We start from the raw sequence: 22098 nt of genomic DNA on the forward strand, positions 1-22098 counted from the left end.
CATCCAGTATTCTGATATTGTTAAGGGAATTTGGTAGCGGAGGAGGGACTTGAACCCCCGACACGCGGATTATGATTCCGCTGCTCTAACCAACTGAGCTACTCCGCCACGAGTGAGAGGCGATGTAAGCGACGGACCGGAGAGGGTCAAGAGGGAAATGAGGGTCTGATGGGATTCTTTGTGTGCGCTTTCAGTGAGGGTTTTGATTTGTCATGTCGGCGTGGGTCATGCCGGCGATCTGGCGGATGAAACGTGCGCAGATATCAGGCTCTGTGATCAGGATCATGTGACCTCGATGTTCCAGTTTTTCGAAGGTGAGGCCGAATTTCGTCATTGATGCACCGTGTGTCTCAGCCGACAGGATCGGATCTTCGGTGCCGAACAGGATGCCTCCAGGCGTTTTCAGATCACTGTATCGTTGGTTTAATTCACCCATGCTGCTTTCTACGCCGATGACGTCTTGCGACGCGGTGATGAAGGCCGAAGGTCGCAGGCCGAGAGCGCCCCCGGCGCGGTTTAGAAAATCGGCAGGCGCGGGTTCGGGGGCGAAGACATCTTTCAGAACCAGCGGTGCTGTTTTACGGGCCATCGGGACGGCGATGGTGTTTCCGATTAGGCTGCGCAACCAATCGGAGCGGATTTCCAGTGGTTTGAAGACGGCAGGCGGTTCGGGCATCTGCTGCGTGAGAGGGGCCAGAAGTGCCAGCGCCGAGATAGTGTCGGGATAGTCCAATGCCATTGCCAGCGATACCGCGCCTCCAAGCGAATGGCCAACCAGTATGGTCTGGTCGACGTTCTTGGTTTCCAGAAACGCGTGGATCATCCGGGCCTGTTCAGGCAGGGCGGCCAGCGCAGCGGTATCACGGGTTGAGTAACCGCAACCCGGTCGGTCGACCGCGAAAACGTGATAGTCCTCTGCCAGATCATCCATCAATGCGTATGTAAAATGCTGCAACTGGCCCGAGAGGCCGTGGATCAGGACGATGGTCGGATTAACGGGGTCGCCCTTTTCGACATAGTGGATGCTGCCTCCCTGAACGGTCACGATTTGTCCCAATTGTGGCACCATCTCGATCCCTTGACGGGTCAGGCGGCGCGTCCAGAAGTTCATGCACAGCAGGAAAGCCACCAGCAGCAGGACAATCGTCAGCAGGATCGACATCATGGGTCTCCGATCGTTTCTCTCACAGGATGATATTGTTCGAGCCCGGATCGCGCCATGCGTTTTCTGAACTCGGACACAGTGCCCGGCCACAGCGTTGTATTGCGCCCCTCAGCGTCCTGATACCATGAGGTGCAGCCCCCAGATTGCCAAACGCTTTCGAGGTGACGGTCCTGCATCTCTTTCGTAAACGCCACCTGTTTGTCGGTTTTCGGGGTGATGGTGCGAAGACCACCCTCCTGCATTTCTGTTAGAACACGACCGATATGAGCCACCTGTGCTTCGATCATAAGCACGACAGAGTTGTGCCCCAGCCCGGTATGCGGGCCGAGTAACATGAAGAAATTAGGAAACCCGGCAATTGCGGTGCCAAGGTTGGCCTGCATACCCCCTGACCAGGCCTGTTTCAGTGTCAGATCATTGGTTCCAGTTATGTCGAGATTATCGACCACATCAGTGACATGGAATCCGGTTCCCCAGACCAGAACATCAGCGATGAACTCGCGGCCGTCACCCGCGATGATGTGATCACCTTCAACCCTGGAGACGGCATGCGGCACCACATCCACGTTGTTTTGTGCCAGTGCCGGATACCAGTCATTTGAGCTGAGGATGCGTTTACATCCAATTGTGTAGTCAGGCGTCAGCGCGGCTTTCAGGTCTGGATCGGTGATCGCGCTGTCCAAGGCCTGGCGCCACATTTTCATTGCAAAATCGACAGCCCGCGGTTCGCCCCGAAACACGCGATGACGAAACTCAAACAGCATATAGATCAGTTGGCGCCGGATGCGGGGCAGCACTGGGAAGTACCAATACAAGCGGCGCACCCATGGTGCAATCGGGCCGTCCGGGCGAGGCAGAACATAGGGCGCGCTGCGTTGGAAGATGGTGACCTGCGCCGCAGTTTTAGCGATCTCGGGGACGAACTGAACGGCTGAAGCTCCAGTGCCGATGACAGCGACTCTTTTACCAGAAAGCGAAACATCGTGATCCCATTCTGCGGAATGGAAGCTAGGGCCTGGAAAGCTGTCAGCGCCGGGGATATGCGGGATGCGCGGCACGTGCAGCGCGCCGATAGCCGAGACCAGAAACCGCGCTGACCAATGGTTGCCGTCCTCTGTCTCGACCTGCCATCGCGTACCATCCCATCGCGCAGATTTGAGTTTCCGATGAAAGTGACAGAGTTGGTACAGCCCCTCATCCCGCGCGATTTTCTGCAAATAGGACTGGATTTCGGCGCCACCTGCATAGGCGCGGCTCCAATCTGGGTTCAGATGTGTCGCCATCGAGTAGAGATGCGAGGGGATATCGCAAGCGACGCCAGGGTAAGTGTTTTCGCGCCATGTACCGCCGATGTCGGCTGCTTTCTCCAATATGACAATATCTGCGATGCCGCGCTTTCGCGTCTCAATTGCCATAATTAGCCCGGAAAAACCTGCACCGATGATAAGCATATCTGTTTGCTTCATCATCCTTCGGCCTCCTCCGTTGGCGCTGCACTCGGCTGATCAGATGATAAAGGTCGCAAACGCATTTTGAACAGAGTGCCGTTTGGTCAACCGCTCCCGCTTAGAATGGCAGCTGAGGGCCTTGGAAGCAGATCAAGTATGCGAATAATGCTGTTTCTACAGGCAGCGCCGACCCAATCCGGTGGGTAAAAGGCTGCGGGCAGGTCCGGTTGGCGCAGCACCACACGCCGCCATCGATGCACCAGCAGAGTCCGTAATGTGGCGCTCTGCAATGGTGTTGGTGTCCATTCCTCGGGGTGAGTTTTTGCTGCGTTCTGGACTGCAGTTAGCAATGCCCGGCACGAAGCGCGCAGCTCGGGTGGGCATAACCGATCCTGAATCCACTTCGGGGCTGTTTGCGGCGAGATATCCAGCGCAAGTAATCCTTCCGCCTGAAGCGGAGCCGCACCTGCCCTCATTGCTATGTTGCGTCCGATTGGAATGTAGTCATCGCTGAGCATTACATCGTCAAGCACCTGCGTACCCGTTCCGTCCTCGGCAATCAGCAGATGCCAATGTTCGACAGGCGCCGAGTCACGCGCATAAATGCGCGGTGTGACGGCCGCTGATTGGGTTCTGCCAAATTCCGAGAGGACATGGCGCGAGACGCGACCGATCCGGTCACTCTCGATCCAACCGTCCTTGCGCAAACGGTGGAGCGCCACCCGGATCGCTTCGGGTTTGATGCCCATCGGTTCGATAATCTGGGTCAGCGCGCCGCCCGAAATCTGCGCGCCCGGTTCCTGTGCCATATCTCCGAACAAAGAGACAATAATCGACCAGACCCGCTGGTCTTGCGGATCCACTAGATCGGCTACGGCCGTTTCGAACCATGAGCTTTGATTGGTCATGGGACCAGTTTAACCCATTAGGCCCAATAAGAAAAACAGGTTACGCTAACGAGTTAGCGGGCATTCATTGTCAAAAGTTCGTATTCTGCAACCGGCTCGCCATCCTGATTGGTCAGGGACACGTGCCAGCGAACCTCGCCATAATCGTCATTGCGTGGGGTTTTCTGTTTGACGGTCAAACGCACTTTGATGCTGTCCCCGGCGACGACCGGCTTCATGAAACGCAACCCATCCAGCCCGGTATTGGCCAGCACCGGCCCCTCGTTCGGTTCAACAAACAAGCCAGCCGCGAAGCTGAGCAAAAGATAGCCATGCGCCACACGACCGGGGAAGAACGGATTTCGTGCCGCCGCGTCCTCGTCCATATGAGCGTAGAACGTATCGCCGGTGAAATTGGCGAAGTGTTCGATATCCTCCAGCGTGATTACGCGCGAGGCTGTGTGCAGCGTCTCTCCGACCTGCAACTCACCGAATTTACGGGTGAACGGATGTGCCGGACCTTGGATTTCAGGCGCCCCAGGCACCCATTTGGTGCTGATACCACTGAGCATGCGCGGCGAGCCCTGAATGGCGGTGCGTTGCATATAGTGTTTCACACCGCGCACGCCGCCCATTTCCTCACCGCCGCCCGCTCGACCCGGCCCACCATGCACCATATGCGGCAGCGGAGAACCGTGGCCGGTCGATTCTGCCATCGAGTCGCGGTCGTTAATGTAAATCCGCCCGTTATAGGCCGCAGCCCCCATCACCACATCCCGCGCCACCTCAGTGTCATGGGTGATCAGTGAGGTGACCAGAGACCCCTGCCCGCGATTGGCCAGTGCCACCGCATGATCCAGATCGCGGTAACCCATCAGGGTTGAGACCGGGCCGAACGCCTCGGTATCGTGCACGCGCAGCGCTTTGTCAGGATCAGCGCAGTGAAACAGCATCGGGGGAACGAAGGCACCAGTTTCGGGGCCGTTCAGGTCGAACGCGTCGGGGTTTCCATAAACCCGTTCAGCCTCTTGCCCAATCAAAGCGGCCTTTTCCAGCACGTCAGCCTTCTGCCCGTTCGACACAAGCGCGCCCATGCGCGTGGTCTCGGCCCGCGGATCGCCGATGGTGATCTTCGCCAACCGTTCCGAGAGCGCGGAAATCACGGCGTCGACCTGACTATCGGGCGCGATGATGCGTCGGATGGCGGTGCATTTCTGGCCCGCCTTGGTGGTCATTTCACGAGAGACTTCCTTAACGAACAGATCGAATTCCGGCGTGCCGGGCTCTGCATCCGGGCCGAGGATTGAAGCATTCAAGCTATCCTGCTCAGCAACGAACCGGACCGAGTTCTGCAAGATCGCAGGTGTCTGCCGTAGCTTCAACGCGGTGTTCGCCGAACCGGTGAAGCTGACCACATCCTGACAGCTTAAGTGATCGAGCACATCTCCCAACCCGCCTGACACCAATTGCAGCGCACCGGCGGGCAGGATGCCACTATCCAGAATTATCCGCACGGCCAGTTCGGTAACATAACAACTATTGGTGGCTGGTTTCACGATAGCAGGAACGCCCGCCAACAGTGTTGGAGCGAGTTTCTCCAACATGCCCCAAACCGGGAAGTTGAATGCGTTGATGTGGACCGCCACACCCTGCATAGGGGTGCAGATATGTTGCCCCAGAAACGTGCCGTTGCGCGACAGTTGCTCGATATCTCCATCCAGGTAGACCTGCGCGTCGGGCATCTCGCGCCTACCCTTGGAGGCGAAGACAAACATCGTGCCGATGCCACCGTCTATATCGATCAGGTGGTCCTTCTGCGTGGCCCCGGTTTCGAAACTCAGGTCGTAAAGGGCTTGTTTGTGAGCTGACAGCTCTTGCGCCAGTGCCTTGAGCATCCGGGCACGATCATGAAACGTGAGTTTATGTAGGGCTGGGCCACCAGTGTTGCGTGCATAATCAAGCATCGCCTGCACGTCGAGCGCCGCGTTGCCAGCGCTGGCAAACGGTGCGCCGGTGATGGCGGATGCGATGGTGCGTGCGCCTTCTCCGGGCGCGACCCAAGTACCAGCGGCAAAGCTGGAAATCTGATGCAGAGACATGATGTTCTCCTGTTTGATGAGGCGAGGCTCAGTGCCCCAACGCGCCCATTTGCTCCGGCAGATACAGCACCACGATGGGCACCAGTACGATCAGCGCAAGGCGGAAGATATCGGCAACCCAGAATGGTGTAACACCGCGGAAGATGGTGCCGGTCGAGACGTCGCCCACAACGCCTTTCAGAATGAAAACGTTCAGACCAACGGGTGGGGTGATTAGCGAGATTTCGGTAACAACCACTACTACGATGCCGAACCAGATTGGGTCATAGCCCAGAGATGTGACCAGAGGGAAGAAGATCGGAACTGTCAGCAACAGCATCGAGAGGGATTCGAAGACGCAGCCCAGAATAATGTAGATACCAAGGATCATCAGGATCACGACAAACGGTGCCACATCATAGGCCGTGACCATCGCGATCAATGCCTCGGGTAAGCCAGCCAGATTGATGAAGTTCGAAAATATTTGCGCGCCGATCAGTACTGCGAACAATGCAGACGCCGTAAAGCAGGTCTCTTTCAGCACCTCGAAGGTTGAGCCGACAGTCAAGCCACCGCGAAACAGGGCGATCAGGAAGGCCCCGGCGGCGCCCATGCCTGCGGCCTCGGTCGGTGAGAAAGTCAGGTTAAGCGGCTCGAAGTCGAAGGCGCCGTAGAGCCCGCCGATCACCAGAAAGAACAGCAGCAACACGGCCCAGACAGAACCCAGCGCACGGATACGCTCCGACCAGGTGGCGCGTTCCCCGGCTGGCCCAGCCTCGGGGTTGCGCCAAACGGTCCAGCGCACCGCGAAAAGGTAGAAGAGGATACCGAGAATGCCGGGTATGATTCCCGCCATGAACAGTTTCCCGATCGAGGTTTCGGTCAACAGCCCGTAAATGACCAGAATGACCGATGGGGGGATCAGAATGCCCAACGTGCCACCGGCTGCAATCGAGGCGGTCGAGAGTTCATCGGAGTAGCCATAGCGGCGCATTTGCGGCATCGCGACCTTTGACATGGTCGCAGCGGTGGCCAGCGACGATCCGCAAATGGCCGAGAAGCCGCCGCAGGCCGCAACTGTAGCCATGGCAATGCCGCCGCGCATATGACCTAAGAAAGCGTTGGACACCGCATAAAGCTCTCGCGCCATACCGCCTTTGTTCACGAACAGGCCCATCAGGATGAACAGCGGCACCACCGACAGACCATAATCCTGTGCGGTGTCGGTGATCTGGCGGCCCACCATGGACATGGCAGCCTTCAACCCGCGCTCATCAAAGATCGAGCCGCCACGTTCGTAGGCGAAGCCCAATGTGCCGACCAGTCCCATGGCAAAGACGATGGGCAGGCGCACCAGCACCAAGATCAATACAATCGCAAATCCGATCAGCGCTGCGGTCATTACATAGGCTCCGACAGAGTATTTGGGGCGAAGGCCTTTAGCAGCCCAGTGGCGATCATCACAAGTGCGGTGATGGCAACTGACAGGGTAATGAACCAGCCGATCAGGTAGGTGGGGATTGAAAGATATTCGGTCACATCCCCATAGTCCCGCGCCCGCTCGGCCAAGACCCAGACGCGTTGGACCGGCCAGAACAGCATGATGCCGCTGACCACATAGATCACCACGTCCCGCGCGCGCGACAGGTGCAGACGGTGGAAGAACCCGTCGGTCAGATCGACCGCGATATGTCCGTTGGTAGTGGAGACAATCGGGAGGACTGAAAACACCAGAATCGCCATCAGAATCCGCGTCAACTCGGTCGCGGCCTCAATGGGCGCGTTGAAGACCGAACGCAGGATCACGTCGCAAAAGGTCATTACCATCAGGATGAACAGGGCGATGCACGCCACGATCACGGGAAGGGCGCTTGCGCGTCGCACAAGTTGGATTATCGGGGTCATGGGAAACTCGCGCAGGGTAAGTCAGGGCGGCGCAAGAGCCGCCCTGCGGTCGGATCAGTTCGAGGACATTTCCGATTTGATCATGTCATAGGCGGCCTGAGCGTCGACACCTGTTGCGTCAACCTCGGCGATGACCTTGCCGCGGATGTCTTCGGCGATGGCCGAGAACTTCTCCATATCCGCGTCCGTGGCAGCGTTGATGGCATTACCTTCTGCCGCCTCGGTTGCCTCGCGACCTGTGGCATCAATCTCATCCCAGATCTTGCCGATCTCACGGCTCAGCGGTTCACCGAATACGTTTTCTTCCAACGCCGTCTGTAGCTCGGGCGGCAGATCTGCGAAGGTGTCTTCGTTCATGATGAAGGCAAACGAGCCACGATAAAGGCCACCGGGCATCTCATAGACGTTCTGTGCAACTTCGGTCAGCTTGAAACCCTTGCGCGATTCCAAAGGCATAACGACACCGTCAGCGGCCTTGGACGCCAGTGTTTCATAGACTTTTGGGGCGGGCACCTGAATGCCGGTCGCGCCCAGCGCCGCACCGACGTCTCCGCCAACGCCGCCTGGGATGCGGACTTTCAGGCCCGAAACCTCATCCAGAGTGGTGACCGGCGCGCTGGAATGCAGCTGCGCAGGCCCGTGTGTGTGCAGGGCGATGACTTTTACACCACGATGCTCGTCAGCAGCTTTCAGATGCTGATCGTAGGTGCGCCAGTAAGCAACCGAAGCGTCCTCGGCCGAGCCTTCATAGCCTGGCAGTTCGATCAGTTTGGTGGTGACAAAACGCCCGGGCTGATACCCGTGGAAAATAATCGAGGCATCGGCGGCGCCATCCATGATCAGGTCCATCTGTGCCGGTGGCGGAGCGATGCCCAGCTTGAGTTCTGCAGTAACCTGCCCGTCAGTGGCTTCTTCCACCATCTCGACGAACTTGGGCCACATCTTCGCATTGATGCCGTGGGTGGGTGGGGCCCAGCTGGAAATTGTCAGGGTGTAGTCAGCCGCAAAAGCAATAGTGCCTGACACCGCCAATGTTGCTGAAGCCAGCAGCGTGGTGAGCTTGGTGAATTTCATGACCGGGTCTCCTCCTCAAAAGCGCAAGTCGTGAATGTGTTAATGGTACGTTTTGTAACTATCAACGACGAGAAAAGCAGTTCAGCGCGTAGGCCAGAGGGCATTTCTGATCGCCGAGTCACAAACGGCTATAGAATTTATTGACCAACCGTTCGGTTTATGCAAGAAGTTTGTTGTAACTTATGAAAAGCGAACCAGGCATGTCTGATACGATTATTTCGCAGAATATGGGGCAATGGGTTGAAATCACACTCAATCGCCCAGATCGCCTGAACAGTTTCACGGATGAGATGCACTATGCCTTGCGCGCCGCGCTTGAGGCCGCGCGCGATGGTGGAACCCGCGCTGTGTTGCTGACTGGGGCCGGACGCGGGTTCTGTGCCGGGCAGGATTTGGGGGATCGAAACCCTGCAACGATGGAGGGCCCGCCAGACCTGGGCAACACGGTGCGCACGTTTTATGCACCTCTGGTGCGCCTAATCCGGTCGCTGAATTTCCCCGTCGTCTGCGCAGTCAATGGTGTTGCGGCAGGCGCGGGTGCCAATATCGCCTTGGCATGTGACCTGGTACTGGCCGCCGAATCTGCCAAGTTCATACAGTCGTTTTCCAAAGTGGGACTGATCCCCGATACCGGGGGCAGTTGGCATCTGCCCCACCTGCTAGGTGAAGCACGGGCCAAAGGGCTCGCTTTGACCGGGCAGCCGCTGCCCGCACAACAGGCTGCGGATTGGGGGCTGATCTGGAAGGCCATCCCCGACGCTGACCTGATGGCCGAGGCGCGGGCGCTGACAGAACAGTTCGCCAATGGTCCAACGCTGGGGCTGGGCCTGACGAAGCAATCGATTCAGGCAGCAGCCACGAACTCCCTGACCGACCATCTGGAGGTTGAGGCAGACGCGATGAAAACCTGCGGTGAAAGCGCAGACTATGCCGAAGGTGTCACAGCGTTTCTGGAAAAACGCGCGCCGGTCTTTCGGGGAGAATAAGATGACGCCAAAGGAGCGCGCCCAAAAAGCCGCAGCTGCCATGTGGGGACGCGACAATGCCTCGAAATGGGCGGGCATGGAATTAGGCGAAGTTGACGAAGGGACCGCGATCCTGACGCTCGCCGTTCAGGACCATCACTGCAATGGGCACGGTATTTGCCATGGCGGTGTAACCTTCATGCTGGCCGACAGTGCCTTTGCCTTTGCCTGCAACAGCCGCAACCAATCGACAGTCGCGCAGCACAATGTGATCAGCTACGTCGCGCCCGCGCGATCCGGTGACCTGCTGATGGCCTGTGCAACGGAACTGAGCCTGACCGGGCGCAGCGGCATCTATGACGTAACCGTAACCAACCAGACCGGCCAAAAGATCGCAGAGTTTCGGGGATTTTCCCGCGCGGTCAAAGGCCCAGTGTTTGACGAGACCTGAGATGAGGGGGATGGCATGAAGGATCTTACTCCGAATAAGGCGGATCTTGATCCGATCGAGATCGCCTCGGTTGATGAAATTCGCAGCTTACAGTTGGATCGGCTTAAATGGTCGCTACGCCATGCCTATGACAACGTATCTGTGTACCGGCAGCGGTTTGATGAAGCCGGGGTGCATCCTGATGACCTGCAATCTCTCAGTGATCTGGCGCGTTTTCCGTTTACCTACAAAAACGATCTGAGGGAAAACTATCCTTTCGGTCTGTTTGCCGTACCGCGTGAGCAGATCATCCGTGTTCACGCCTCGTCAGGAACCACGGGCAAGCCAACCGTGGTGGGCTATACGCAAGGCGATATCGATAATTGGGCCGATCTGGTGGCAAGGTCACTACGTGCCAGCGGGTTGCGCCGGGGTGACATGGTACATAACGCCTATGGCTATGGCCTATTCACCGGTGGTTTGGGCGCACATTACGGGATCGAGCGTCTGGGGGCCACGGTCGTCCCGATGAGCGGCGGGCAAACCGCCAAACAGGTCGATCTGATCACCGATTTCAAACCAGACGGGATCATGGTTACGCCATCCTATATGCTAAATATTCTTGAACAGTATCATAAGGTTGGCCTAGATCCGCGCGAATGTTCTCTGGCTGTGGGCGTCTTTGGCGCTGAACCCTGGACGGATTCCATGCGTGCTGAGGTTGAACAGGCCTTCGACATGCATGCCGTCGATATCTACGGCTTGTCCGAGATCATGGGACCTGGCGTCGCCAATGAGTGCGTCGAAACCAAAGACGGACCGGTGATCTGGGAAGATCACTTCTATCCAGAAATCATCGACCCCCAAACCGGTGAGGTCATGCCCGACGGTGAGATCGGTGAACTGGTCTTCACCACGTTGACTAAAGAGGGCCTTCCGATGATCCGCTATCGCACCCGCGACCTGACGCGGCTGTTGCCCGGTACAGCGCGGTCGATGCGGCGGATGGAAAAGATCACCGGTCGCTCGGACGATATGATCATCCTGCGCGGCGTAAACGTCTTCCCCAGCCAGATCGAAGAGCAGGTTTTGGCAACCGGCGGCCTAGCACCCTATTACCAGATCGAGCTTTACAAAGCCGGACGGATGGACGCGATGCGCGTACATGTCGAGGCAACGCCGGATGCGGCGGATGAGCTGAGCAAAACCGCTGCCGCCCGGATGTTGTCGCGACGGATCAAAGAGGTGGTTGGAATCTCGACCGAGATCGATATAGGCGAGCCGGGCGAGGTCGAACGCTCGCAGGGCAAGGCGCGGCGCGTGATCGACAATCGGGATAGTTAAACAAGAGACGGAGGGTCGGCCCTTGGCGCGGACGATAGCAAAAGACCACGACGACAAACGGGCTCGTATTCTGAAATCCGCCGCCCGCGTCTTCGCGCAAGAAGGGTTTGACCGGGCGTCAATGTCTCAGCTGGCGCGCGAGTGTGGAATATCCAAGGCCAATATCTATCACTACTATGACAGCAAGGACGCGATCCTGTTTGACATACTCGACAGCTATTTGCTGCAACTGCGTGATCAGATTTGTGGGTTGGACCTTGAAGCGCTTGAGCCAGCGGATCGCCTGAGACGCGTGGTGCGGGAAATCCTGCTGGCCTATCAGGGCGTGGATGATGAACACCGGGTGCAAACCAGCGGTATGTCTGCTTTGCCCGAGGAACAGCAGAAACTACTGCGTGGCTATCAGCGGGATTTGGTCGAGTTCGTCAGTGACATCATTGCCAGTATATCACCGGCCACTTTCGAGGATGACGCGGCAAAACTGCGGGCAACCACCATGTCTGTCTTTGGTATGCTGAATTGGTTCTACATGTGGAACGCCGGCGCAGATTCTGATGCGCGCAGCGATTATGCTGCGTTGGTAAGTGATCTGACTTTGTCGGGTGTTGACGGTCTTTGACAGGCGGCTGGAACAGAGTTGATTTGGTTCTTCCACCCAAATAGGTTTGAATGAGGGCGGAGGACCCTTATGCAACGCCCTGATCGTTTCGATAAATTCTATTTCGCCAAAGTGGGCTTAGGCGAAGCCTGTGGCTGCGCCGAACGCGTGATTGATGTGTTCGAATTCAACCGGAAGGCTGGCGCTCAGACACAATCAGCGAAGAAAGACCGAGGCAAACGGCGATCTCTGCGTGGGTTGGCCGTGAAATACGGATTGCTTAGCCGCAAGCATCAGCCCTGAAAGTCAGGGCGCTTTCAGCCCCAGATTCGCGACCTGCTCAGTCGCCTTCGCCACCCACTGATCTCTCATCTCGGCTCCGGTCAGTTGCCGTAGCCCCAGCTTGCGCAGCGTCTCGATTTTCTCCGCACCCCCGGCCCCAAAACTGGCCGCCACGCGGGGCCACCAATAGTCAATTGACGCCTGCATCTCGGCAGCCTTCCCCTGTTCGATCTGCTTGAGCGCGCCTTCAAGGGCCAGTTCTCCATGGCGCGCCTCGATCGGAGCGATATCCCGGAAGGCTTCGGCCAAAGGTTGATAAGATATCTGAGAGAATTGAGCGAGTTGAACGGCAACCGCCTGGCTCATCAGCAGGTTCATCACCACAGCATCGCCCCACCCTTCGATCGGATAGTTAAAGACCGCAAGACGCATATCATGCTCGGACCGGGTCGCCCCAATATCCGCATCGCGATCCAGACGCTTGGTCCAAGGGTGATGGTTTGCATAGCGATCAGTATTGGCCCCGAACTCGCCCATGATTTTCAGCACACGATCCGCATTGTCGGTCTTTTCCAACACAATCTTTGCCGCCGCTATGCGCTCCTTGATGCCAGGGCCCTGATTGATGATGTCGGCAAAACCCGCAGCACCTGCCAGCTCACTATCCACGAAGGTCGCCATCAGCTTCATGAGTTCTGCGCGGTAGCGCGGAGGCACGTTGGTGGGATTACTCAGAACACCACCCGCTGCCAAATAGCTCTCGATTGTCATGTCTTCAGCCATCGTTCCCTCCGGTCTATTGATCGTAGTCCACGACTACTTTGTCGGTCAGCGGGTAGGCCTGACAGCTCAGGACGTAGCCTTTCTCGACCTCGTAATCTTCCAAAGCGTGATTGGCGATCATCTCAACATCGCCCTCGAGCACCCGACAGCGACAGGTCGAACAGACACCTGCCTTACACGCGTAGGGCGCGTCCATCGCATTCTCTAACGCGGCATCAAGGATCGATTGATCCTTGGGCATGGTGATTGACTGCGTTGCCCCGTCCATTGTGATCGATGCCTTGGTCTGGTTGGCCTGAGACGCCGTGTCTGCCCCGCTCACCTTACGCTTGGCCCGACCAGGCTGAGCACTAGCGAACAGTTCAAACTTGATCTGACCGTCATTCAAACCGTGCGCGCGCAGTGCCGCAGCAATACCAAGCATCATAGGCTCGGGTCCGCAAATAAAGGCGGAGTCAACGTTCTTGATGTCGATCCAGTGTTCGAACAGGTCGGCGCATTTCTCTTGCGTGACCAAACCGGTAAACAACTCGATCTCCTGCGCATCCGATTCCAGAATGTGGATCACGTTCAAGCGCCCCATATAGAGGTTCTTGAGATCTTCAAGCTCCTCTCGAAACATGATCGCGTTCACGCCCTTGTTGGCATAGACCAATGTGAACCGCGAATGCGGTTCCCGCGCGAGCGTTGTTTTCAGGATCGACAAGACCGGTGTGATACCCGACCCACCGGCAAAGCCCAGGTAATGCTTTTCGGCGGTTGGATCGATTGCCGTGTGGAAGCTTCCCATCGGCGGCATCGCCTGAACCGTGTCGCCCACCTTCAGGTCAGTGTTGGCCCAGGTTGAGAACGCGCCGCCATCGACGCGCTTGATGCCGACCTGCAGAATGCCTTCATCCTTACCAGCGCAGATAGAGTATGATCGGCGCAACTCTTCCCCGTCGAAATCGCGACGGAAGGTCAGGTATTGGCCTTGGGTGAAATCGAATTCCTCAGCCGAGCCGTTCACCGGTTTCAACGTCACCACCACCGCGTCGCGGATGGTTTTGTGAATGTCGGTGACTTCCAGATCGTGAAAGCGTGCCATCCGGTGATCCTCCCTCAGATGCACTTGAAATAGTCAAAAGGTTCCAAACAGTCGGTGCAGCGCCAATGGGCCTTACACGGGGTCGAGCCGAATTGGCTGACCTTCTCGACCGCTTTGCTGCCGCAATGTGGGCAACGTTCGGGTCCGCCAGCGGGCTGGGGCGGAGCGATGCCGTATTCCTCAAGCCGGGCACGGCCCTTGTCGCTGAGCCAATCGGTGGTCCACGCGGGCGCAATGCTTGTTTCGATCCGCAAATCGTCAATCCCGTGATCACGCAACGCGGTTTCGATATCCATGCTGATCACCGAAGTCGCCGGGCAGCCCGAATAAGTCGGGGTAACTTTGACCAACAGCGTGTCATCGTCCCACTGCACATCACGCACAATGCCCAGATCGACGACCGAGATCACTGGGATCTCGGGGTCGGGAACAGCGTCCAGCCACTCCCATACCTGATCAGTCGAAGCCCTCATGCGCTCTTACCAAGAGGCGCCGGGATAGGCGCGTTGAAGCCACTGCATCTGTGTCAGTAAATGGCCCAGATGTTCGGTATGCATCCGCCCGTCACGCCCACCTTTATGGGCAAAGCGGCTTTCGGGAATGGTCAGCGTTGCCTCGCTCAGAACCCGCATGATCAGAGCGTCATATTCTGCTCGCAGAGATGCCGGGTTCGGAGCAATCCCCGCCGCAACCATCTCAGCATCAACATCATCGCTGGCAAACATCTCGCCTACATAGGGCCAGAGATAGTCCAGCGCCTCTTGCATCCGGGTGTGGCTTTCCTCGGTTCCATCGCCGAGCCCCACAACCGTATCGCCAGAGCGTTCGAGGTGATAGGTGACCTCTTTGCTGGCCTTGGCAGCAATCGCCGCGACCCGCTCGTCGGATGATTTCATTAATCGCCCCAGCATGATCGAATGCCACGCATCGAACAGGAACTGGCGCATCAGAGTGCGCCCGAAATCGCCATTCGGGACCTCGACCAGCAACACATTACGAAAGTCCCATGCGTCGCGCAAAAAGGCCAGGTCATCGGCGCTTTTGCCGCCGTCGATCTCACCGGCGAGGCCCAACCACATCTGGGTCTGACCGATCAGGTCCAACGCAGTGTTGGCCAGAGCGATATCCTCCTCCAGCACCGGCGCGTGGCCGCACCATTCGCTAACGCGATGGCCGAGGATCAGGGTATTATCCCCCATCCGCAGCAGAAACTGCAGGAATGCTTCGTCCCGGGTCATCACATTGCCCCCACTTCATCGGGAATGTCGAAAAAGGTCGGGTGACGGTACACTTTGCTCTCACTGGGCTCGTAAAGCGGGCCTTTGTCGCTAGGCGAAGAGGCCGAAATGTTGTTGGCCTCGACCACCCAGATCGACACGCCTTCGTTGCGGCGGGTATAGACGTCGCGCGCATTCTTGATTGCCATCTCCGCGTCAGGCGCATGCAGCGAGCCGACGTGACGGTGGCTCATCCCATGCTGACCACGGATGAAGATTTCCCACAGGGGCCATTCATTGTTCATTTGGTATCCTCCTTGGGTTTACTCTGCGGCCAGATTTCGTGTTCGTTTCTTGCGGGCATGGGCCAACAACCCATCGCGCACCCATTTTCCATCGTCCCACGCCTTGTTGCGCGCGGCCAAACGATCGACATTGCAGGGGCCGTTGCCTTTGATCACATCGAAGAATTCGGACCAGTCCGGGTCGGTGTAGTCGTAGTGGCCCCGCTCTTCGTTCCACTTCAGGTCGGGGTCGGGAATGCTCAGGCCGAGATACTCGGCCTGCGGCACGGTCTGATCCACGAATTTCTGGCGCAGCTCGTCATTGGTATTGATCTTGATCTTCCAAGCCATAGATTGCGCTGAATGCACGCTTTCCTTGTCGGAAGGTCCAAACATCATCAGCGACGGATACCAGAGCCGGTTCAATGCATCCTGCGCCATCTTGCGCTGTTCTGGCGTGCCTTCTGCCATCTTGCGGATCGCATCATAGCCCTGACGCTGGTGAAAACTCTCTTCCTTGCAGATGCGGATCATAGCGCGCGAATAGGGGCCAAAGGACGTCCGCTGCAGCGGAACCTGGTTCATGATCGCGGCACCATCGACCAGCCATCCGACCGCGCCGATATCAGCCCAGTTCAATGTCGGGTAGTTGAAGATCGACGAATACTTCATGCGGCCATCCAACAGCATCTCGGTGATCTCGTCCCGGCTGACGCCCAGCGTTTCGGCCGCACAATAGAGATACAGCCCATGCCCGGCCTCATCCTGCACCTTGGCCAATAGGATCGCCTTACGCTCCAGTGTTGGGGCGCGCGTGATCCAGTTGCCTTCGGGTAACTGGCCGACAATCTCGGAATGCGCGTGCTGGCCAATCTGACGGATAAGAGTCGCGCGATAGTCATCGGGCATCCAGTCTTTGGGCTCGATTTTGATATCGGCGTCAATCTTGTCCTGAAAGGCGCGCTCCTGCTCGGTCATCTCCTCGCGGGATTTCACGCCTGTTCCGGCTGTCTTGATCATCTGAGCATACATGTGAGGTCTCCTCCCTTACACGCGTTCGAGAATAAGTGCTGCACCCTGCCCCACCCCGACGCACATGGTGCAGAGCGCATAGCGCCCGCCCGTGCGGCGCAGTTGATAAGCAGCGGTCATAACCAACCTTGCGCCGCTCATCCCAAGCGGATGCCCGATCGCAATGGCGCCTCCGTTCGGATTTACATGGGGCGCATCATCGGGCACCCCCAGTTCGCGAAGCGTGGCAAGGCCTTGCGAGGCAAATGCCTCATTCAATTCTATCACATCCATCTGATCGATGCTGAGACCCGCGCGGGCCAGTACCTTGCGGCTGGCTGGAACAGGACCGATGCCCATCACGCGCGGTTCGACCCCGGCAACGGACATTCCGACAACGCGGGCAATTGGGGTCAGATCGTTCTTTGCCGCTGCGGATTCATTCGCCATCAAGATCGCCGCCGCGCCGTCGTTTACGCCCGAAGCGTTCCCAGCCGTGACGGTATTCTCCGGCCCGTTAATGCCCTTCAGGCCCGACAGTTTCTCGGCTGTGGTTCCAGGTCGCGGATGTTCATCCGTATCGACCACCACAGGATCGCCCTTTCGTTGCGGGATTGTGACCGGGGTGATCTCCTCCTGAAACACCCCGGTCTGGTGCGCCGCGGCCCAGCGGGCCTGGCTGCGTTCGGCAAACGCATCCTGATCGGAGCGGTTGATACCGTAAGCTTCCGCCACGTTATCTGCTGTTTCGGGCATCGAGTCGATACCGAATTCCTGCTTCATCTTGGGGTTCACAAAACGCCAGCCAATCGTTGTGTCGTAGACTGAATTAGCGCGCGAGAAGGCGGACGTCGCTTTGGGCATCACAAATGGTGCGCGCGACATGCTTTCGACACCCCCGGCGATGGCCATGTCATAGTCCCCGGCGCGGATCGCGCGGGCCGCCATACCTACCGCATCCATACCAGAAGCACAAAGTCGGTTGATGGTCGTTCCAGGCACATCCACCGGCAGCCCCGCCAGCAACGCCGCCATCCGCGCCACGTTGCGGTTGCTTTCCCCAGCCTGATTGGCGTCGCCGTAGATCACGTCGTCTATGCCTGTCCAATCAACCTGAAGGTTTCGCGCTATCAGCGCAGCAATTGGGATCGCTGCCAAATCATCCGTGCGAACCTGGCTGAGGCTGCCGCCATACCGTCCGATTGGTGTGCGCTGCGCGTCGCAGATAAAGGCGTCCATTGGGCGAGGGCTCCGAGAGTTATGTCGCGTGATTAAGTGACCGATAGGTCGGTTAATAAGCAACGCCGCGATTCGCAGCAAGAAAAATGTAACATGATTTTAAGTTTTTGAGGATAATGGTAACATATTAGGGCGGCTAAATTATTAAAGCCCGCAGATTTGCGGGCTTTAATACTTGGCATGAATGACGAAGAAATTCAGACCATCGCAAATATGCGGGCCGGACCGCCAGACCCCCCCCGATGAGCTGGCGCACCCACAATCAATGTCGCTCCACTGGCTGGCACTTTGTCCAGGTTTGCAAGATTTTCAATGCCATACCTGTTCGTAGGTAGCCACGCGTAGTGAGTAGCAAAATCGGCTGATGGTCCGTGATCGAGGGATAGGGAATCCACCGCCAAGGCAACAGCGCCTGTGCCATCCATCAGCATCTGTGCGGCTTCGACATGGAAACCCGGAAAGTGCATTTTTCCTTCGGCGTCTGCGTTGCGGAAGTCTGGCGTTGCGGATTTAGCTCCCCACCCTGAATGCATCGCGACGCAAGCACCGTCTGGGATCGGACCGTTTGCAGAGATCCAGGCCTCAAGATCGTCAGGCGTAACCTGAGCATCCGCATCCTCTGCTGCCCGCGGAGCGATATCAATTACGCAAAGTGGGCATACCAGATTGGATACAGGAATTTCATCAACCGACTGACCATCGGCCGAGAAATGTAGCGGCGCATCGATATGCGTGCCTGTGTGTTCATTTACAGCGAGATTGAATAGATTGAAACCGTGGTCCTTGAAGTTGAAGGCTTGAGTTGCCTCAATTCCGGGTTCGCCAAAATAGGTCGGAAAACCAGCATCATATACATGTGTCATGTCTACGACTTCGCCATGGCCCATCGCCATTGCAGGTGTCGTCGCAGCCGAGCTTAGTGCGGTTCCAGCCACCATTGCGGCCCCGGCTTTAAAGAAAGAACGCCGAGATAGCATCCGATCTTTTACCGCATTCATTACGCATACATCACACATCTTTTAGCTCCCTTATTAAATGACACCGACAGCGGAATACTGCCCGACATGCTTGACCGAGTCCAATTCAGCCCCCTTAAGTTCAGTTTAGCCCGACGCTGATGATGTGCGTTTCACATGTTCGTAACGCTGCGACCGTAGCTAAAAAACCGAACGGTTGGTCGATTATAGGGTTGAATACTGTCTCAGTACGGTTCAGTCTCTGACTGCGTGGCAAATCGGGTTGAATGGACCACAACGCATATCTTTTCAGGAGGCAGGAACAAATGTCCCAGGTTATTGGCTATGAAAAAGTGGGCGACATCGCGGTTTTGTCGGCGAATAACCCGCCGGTAAATGCTCTGGGTGCAGAAGTACGCCAAGGCCTCCTAGCAGGGATTGAGCGTGCTGAAGCTGATGGCGTACGGGCCGTTTTGATTTACGGTAGGGGGCGAACCTATTTTGCCGGCGCTGATATTCGCGAATTCGGCAAGCCGCCACAGGATCCTTGGTTACCCGCGCTCTGCGATCGCATTGAAGCATCACCGCTTCTGGTGGTTTCATCTTTACACGGAACAGCCCTTGGCGGCGGGCTTGAGGTTGCACTGTCCTGTCACTATCGAATTGCGACCCCATTAACAAAAGTCGGGCTGCCCGAGGTCAACCTTGGCATCATCCCCGGCGCGGGTGGAACCCAACGATTGCCACGGGTCGCTGGCGTCGAGGCCGCATTGGAAATGATAACGACGGGCCGCCATGTGCAGGCCTCTGAAGCGTTACAGATGGACGTGCTGGACAAGGTTCAGGACGGAGATCCGCGCGAGATTGGGTTGGCCTTCGTACGAGATCTACTTGATACGGGCGCATCGCGCCGCCCTGTCTGCGAAATGGCTAAACCAACGCCGATCGACTTTGACGCGACCTATGATGCCGTATTGAAGAAAGGACGGGGGCAGCTTTCGCCGGCGATTGCCGTGCGTGCTGTGCAAGCCAGCTGTGAAGCCCATGATTTTGCAGCAGGTCAGGCTCGCGAACGGGAACTGTTCACCGAGCTGATGGCGTCAGATCAGCGTAAAGGACTGATCCATGCCTTCTTTGCTGAGCGCGCTGTCTCCAAACTCCCGGAACTACAAGGGGTCAACCCCCGCGAGCTTCATCTGATAGGTGTTGTCGGAGGAGGTACGATGGGCGCAGGCATCGCCACATCCGCTCTGCTGGCGGGGCTTTCGGTTGTATTGCTTGAAATGTCGGTGGACGCAGCCAAGGCTGCAAAAGACCGGATCGCAGCAAATCTGGCGGGTGCGGTGAAACGCGGAAAGCTGAGCCCGGACGCGCAAGTGGAAATTCTGGAGAACAGGATAACCCTGTCGACGGACTATGATGCGCTGAGTGGCGTTGATTTGGTGATAGAAGCCGTTTTTGAGGATATGGAGATCAAGAAACAGGTTTTTGCAAAACTGGATGCGACCTGTAAATCGGGTGCCGTGCTGGCAACAAACACCTCATATCTCGACCTGAACGAAATTGCAGCATCCACAGGCAGGCCCAGTGACGTGATCGGTCTGCACTTTTTCTCACCTGCGCATGTGATGAAACTGCTCGAGATCGTTGTTGCGGACCACACTGCGCCCGAAGTTATTGCGACAGGATTTGCTCTAGGAAAACGGTTAGGGAAAGTGTCCGTCAGGGCCGGCGTATGCGACGGTTTCATCGGTAACCGTATTCTCAACGCCTACCGAACCTGCGCGGATCACATGGTTCTGGATGGGGCAAGCCCTTTTCAGATTGATGCCGCGTTGACCGGATTTGGATTTGCAATGGGGCCATTTGCGGTTTCCGACCTTGCCGGGCTAGACATCGGTTGGGCCGCTCGCAAACGCAAACGGGCTGCGGGCCTGGACCCGCGTGCGCGTGACAGCATCTATGCCGACAAACTTTGCGAAGCAGGGCATTTTGGTCAGAAGACCGGCAAAGGTTATTATGTCTACGAATCGGGAAATCGAAGCCGAAAACCCAACCCTGAAATCATGCCTTTGATCGAAGCCGAGCGCGCCGCCAAAGGTATCTCTCCACGAGAGTTCACCGACGAAGAGATCGTGCGTCGTTATATGATTGCGATGGTGAATGAGGCGGCAAAGGTAGTTGGTGAGGGGATCGCCCGCAGACCACTGGATGTGGATATCACGCTGCTTTATGGCTATGGATTTCCACGATATTGGGGCGGACCATTGAAATGGGCCGACTTGCAGGGACCGTCAAGCGTGGTGGATGACATTCGCCGGTGGTCTGGAGAAGATTCATATTATTGGCAGCCCGCGCCTTTGCTTGAACAACTGGCAACCGAAGGTCGTTGTTTTGACGATCTCAACAAAGCAAGTTGAGATCTAGGCCTCCTTGCCCGCCAGATATTGAAATTGCCAATGTTGCCGGGCGGAGCAAGAGAAGGCGTTTCCAATGAAACGCCAATACCTGACAGGTGCGTTTGGGATTAGTTCAGTACACCTTCAGCAGCTGCGCGAACTGCACGAATATTGTCGCCATAAACAGACGGATTTGAAACTGACCCGCCCTTAAAAACAGCCGAGCCAGCGACCAGCACATCTGCACCGGCGGCTGCAACCAGAGGTGCGGTGCTAGGATCGACACCACCATCTATTTCGATATGCACCGGGCGGTCACCAATCATCTGACGCAAACGGCGCACCTTGGCGGTCATATCAATGAACTTTTGCCCGCCAAAACCGGGGTTAACGGTCATAACACAAACCAGATCGGTCAGATCCAGCAGATGCTCTACCGCCTCAGCTGGTGTTCCCGGGTTCAAGGCAATACCTGCTTTCATCCCGGCGGCGCGAATGGCCTGTAACGTGCGATGCGAGTGCGGCCCGGCCTCAACATGAGCTGTGAGCACATCAGCCCCAGCATCGGCATAAGCCTGAATGTATGGATCGACCGGTGAGATCATCAGATGCACATCCATAACCGTCTTCACATGTGGTCGGAATGCTTTGACCGCCGGGGGGCCAAATGTGAGGTTGGGCACAAAATGCCCATCCATAACATCCACATGAACCCAATCGGCGCCTTGCGTTTCAATGGCCTGAATCTCTTGTCCGAAGTTTGCGAAATCTGCCGACAGGATCGACGGTGCGATCTTGATGGAACGGTCAAAGTTCATGGCGGGCCTCATGTGGATATGCAGTTGCGAGGGGATATATCTGTGATGGGCAAGGAGCGGTAGACCCGAGATACGAAAATCTTACCAGTCTCCCCTAACCTGCCGCCGCTCATCCAAGCCTCGGTACA

22 protein-coding genes and 1 tRNA gene are annotated in these 22098 nt (G+C 57.0%); 6 read left to right on the plus strand and 17 right to left on the minus strand.

The genetic code is table 11. The annotated features are described in order from the left end of the window. Nucleotides 1-31: 31 nt before the first annotated feature. The 8 genes from ACRZ91_RS20335 to ACRZ91_RS20370 form a co-directional block, all read right to left on the minus strand. Nucleotides 32-108, minus strand: a tRNA-Met gene (locus ACRZ91_RS20335). A gap of 82 nt (nucleotides 109-190) precedes the next feature. Beyond that, nucleotides 191-1162, minus strand: coding sequence for an alpha/beta fold hydrolase (locus ACRZ91_RS20340; protein WP_480908183.1), 972 nt, complete (start codon nucleotides 1160-1162; stop codon nucleotides 191-193). Then, nucleotides 1162-2634, minus strand: a complete 1473-nt coding sequence (locus ACRZ91_RS20345; RefSeq protein WP_480908185.1) for a flavin-containing monooxygenase — start codon at nucleotides 2632-2634, stop codon at nucleotides 1162-1164. The genes ACRZ91_RS20340 and ACRZ91_RS20345 overlap by 1 nt, the downstream gene beginning before the upstream one ends. An 83-nt stretch (nucleotides 2635-2717) precedes the next feature. Further along, nucleotides 2718-3521 (minus strand): PaaX family transcriptional regulator C-terminal domain-containing protein, encoded by an 804-nt coding sequence (locus ACRZ91_RS20350; RefSeq protein ID WP_480908187.1) that lies wholly within the window; start codon nucleotides 3519-3521, stop codon nucleotides 2718-2720. A gap of 53 nt (nucleotides 3522-3574) precedes the next feature. Further along, nucleotides 3575-5599 carry a phenylacetic acid degradation bifunctional protein PaaZ gene (gene paaZ / locus ACRZ91_RS20355; RefSeq protein WP_480908189.1) on the minus strand — a complete coding sequence of 675 codons (2025 nt, stop codon included), beginning with the start codon at nucleotides 5597-5599 and terminating at the stop codon, nucleotides 3575-3577. A 28-nt stretch (nucleotides 5600-5627) separates the two neighbouring features. Beyond that, nucleotides 5628-6980 carry a TRAP transporter large permease gene (locus ACRZ91_RS20360; protein WP_010437888.1) on the minus strand — a complete coding sequence of 451 codons (1353 nt, stop codon included), beginning with the start codon at nucleotides 6978-6980 and terminating at the stop codon, nucleotides 5628-5630. After that, nucleotides 6980-7483 (minus strand): TRAP transporter small permease, encoded by a 504-nt coding sequence (locus ACRZ91_RS20365; protein WP_170397701.1) that lies wholly within the window; start codon nucleotides 7481-7483, stop codon nucleotides 6980-6982. Before ACRZ91_RS20365 ends, ACRZ91_RS20360 begins: the two co-directional genes overlap by 1 nt. A gap of 54 nt (nucleotides 7484-7537) precedes the next feature. Continuing rightward, nucleotides 7538-8557: a TRAP transporter substrate-binding protein gene (locus ACRZ91_RS20370; RefSeq protein WP_170545786.1), complete on the minus strand. Its 1020-nt coding sequence runs from the start codon at nucleotides 8555-8557 to the stop codon at nucleotides 7538-7540. 200 nt (nucleotides 8558-8757) lie between these two features. On the opposite strand from ACRZ91_RS20370, the gene paaG reads away from it, so the two are divergent. The 5 genes from paaG to ACRZ91_RS20395 all read left to right on the plus strand — a co-directional run bounded on the left by paaG (nucleotide 8758) and on the right by ACRZ91_RS20395 (nucleotide 12197). Beyond that, nucleotides 8758-9543, plus strand: coding sequence for a 2-(1,2-epoxy-1,2-dihydrophenyl)acetyl-CoA isomerase PaaG (gene paaG, locus ACRZ91_RS20375; protein WP_480908191.1), 786 nt, complete (start codon nucleotides 8758-8760; stop codon nucleotides 9541-9543). A 1-nt stretch (nucleotide 9544) separates the two neighbouring features. Continuing rightward, complete coding sequence (gene paaI, locus ACRZ91_RS20380; RefSeq protein ID WP_480908193.1) at nucleotides 9545-9973, plus strand: hydroxyphenylacetyl-CoA thioesterase PaaI; 429 nt, start codon at nucleotides 9545-9547, stop codon at nucleotides 9971-9973. Nucleotides 9974-9988: 15 nt separating this feature from the next. Next, nucleotides 9989-11296, plus strand: coding sequence for a phenylacetate--CoA ligase PaaK (paaK, locus tag ACRZ91_RS20385; RefSeq protein ID WP_480908195.1), 1308 nt, complete (start codon nucleotides 9989-9991; stop codon nucleotides 11294-11296). Between the two features lie 22 nt (nucleotides 11297-11318). Then, nucleotides 11319-11915: a TetR/AcrR family transcriptional regulator gene (locus ACRZ91_RS20390; RefSeq protein WP_170477697.1), complete on the plus strand. Its 597-nt coding sequence runs from the start codon at nucleotides 11319-11321 to the stop codon at nucleotides 11913-11915. Nucleotides 11916-11984: 69 nt separating this feature from the next. Continuing rightward, on the plus strand, nucleotides 11985-12197 hold the full coding sequence (locus ACRZ91_RS20395) for a hypothetical protein (protein ID WP_480908197.1): 213 nt from the start codon (nucleotides 11985-11987) through the stop codon (nucleotides 12195-12197). A 3-nt stretch (nucleotides 12198-12200) separates the two neighbouring features. On the opposite strand, the gene ACRZ91_RS20400 is transcribed toward ACRZ91_RS20395, so the two are convergent. The 8 genes from ACRZ91_RS20400 to ACRZ91_RS20435 all read right to left on the minus strand — a co-directional run bounded on the left by ACRZ91_RS20400 (nucleotide 12201) and on the right by ACRZ91_RS20435 (nucleotide 18813). Next, nucleotides 12201-12959 carry a Phenylacetic acid catabolic protein gene (locus ACRZ91_RS20400; protein WP_480908199.1) on the minus strand — a complete coding sequence of 253 codons (759 nt, stop codon included), beginning with the start codon at nucleotides 12957-12959 and terminating at the stop codon, nucleotides 12201-12203. Nucleotides 12960-12972: 13 nt separating this feature from the next. Beyond that, complete coding sequence (gene paaE, locus ACRZ91_RS20405) at nucleotides 12973-14046, minus strand: 1,2-phenylacetyl-CoA epoxidase subunit PaaE (RefSeq protein ID WP_480908201.1); 1074 nt, start codon at nucleotides 14044-14046, stop codon at nucleotides 12973-12975. 14 nt (nucleotides 14047-14060) lie between these two features. Next, nucleotides 14061-14519, minus strand: a complete 459-nt coding sequence (gene paaD / locus ACRZ91_RS20410) for a 1,2-phenylacetyl-CoA epoxidase subunit PaaD (RefSeq protein WP_480908203.1) — start codon at nucleotides 14517-14519, stop codon at nucleotides 14061-14063. A gap of 6 nt (nucleotides 14520-14525) precedes the next feature. Further along, nucleotides 14526-15284, minus strand: coding sequence for a 1,2-phenylacetyl-CoA epoxidase subunit PaaC (gene paaC, locus ACRZ91_RS20415; RefSeq protein WP_170775009.1), 759 nt, complete (start codon nucleotides 15282-15284; stop codon nucleotides 14526-14528). Continuing rightward, entirely contained in the window at nucleotides 15284-15568 is a 285-nt protein-coding gene (gene paaB / locus ACRZ91_RS20420) for a 1,2-phenylacetyl-CoA epoxidase subunit PaaB (protein WP_010437865.1), read from the minus strand. The genes paaC and paaB overlap by 1 nt, the downstream gene beginning before the upstream one ends. Nucleotides 15569-15586: 18 nt before the next feature. Next, complete coding sequence (gene paaA / locus ACRZ91_RS20425; RefSeq protein WP_170545809.1) at nucleotides 15587-16579, minus strand: 1,2-phenylacetyl-CoA epoxidase subunit PaaA; 993 nt, start codon at nucleotides 16577-16579, stop codon at nucleotides 15587-15589. Between the two features lie 15 nt (nucleotides 16580-16594). Then, nucleotides 16595-17797, minus strand: coding sequence for a 3-oxoadipyl-CoA thiolase (gene pcaF / locus ACRZ91_RS20430; RefSeq protein WP_480908206.1), 1203 nt, complete (start codon nucleotides 17795-17797; stop codon nucleotides 16595-16597). Between the two features lie 197 nt (nucleotides 17798-17994). Beyond that, nucleotides 17995-18813 carry a cyclase family protein gene (locus tag ACRZ91_RS20435; protein WP_480908208.1) on the minus strand — a complete coding sequence of 273 codons (819 nt, stop codon included), beginning with the start codon at nucleotides 18811-18813 and terminating at the stop codon, nucleotides 17995-17997. 266 nt (nucleotides 18814-19079) lie between these two features. Here ACRZ91_RS20435 and ACRZ91_RS20440 point away from each other — a divergent pair, with 266 nt between their 5' ends. After that, a complete protein-coding gene (locus ACRZ91_RS20440; RefSeq protein ID WP_480908210.1) occupies nucleotides 19080-21173 on the plus strand; it encodes a 3-hydroxyacyl-CoA dehydrogenase NAD-binding domain-containing protein in 2094 nt (697 codons plus the stop codon). 107 nt (nucleotides 21174-21280) lie between these two features. Here the strand turns inward: ACRZ91_RS20440 and rpe are convergent, their stop codons facing one another. Beyond that, on the minus strand, nucleotides 21281-21970 hold the full coding sequence (rpe, locus tag ACRZ91_RS20445; RefSeq protein WP_170545820.1) for a ribulose-phosphate 3-epimerase: 690 nt from the start codon (nucleotides 21968-21970) through the stop codon (nucleotides 21281-21283). Between the last annotated feature and the right edge of the window lie 128 nt (nucleotides 21971-22098).

This window comes from Ruegeria sp. O11 (assembly GCF_056535285.1).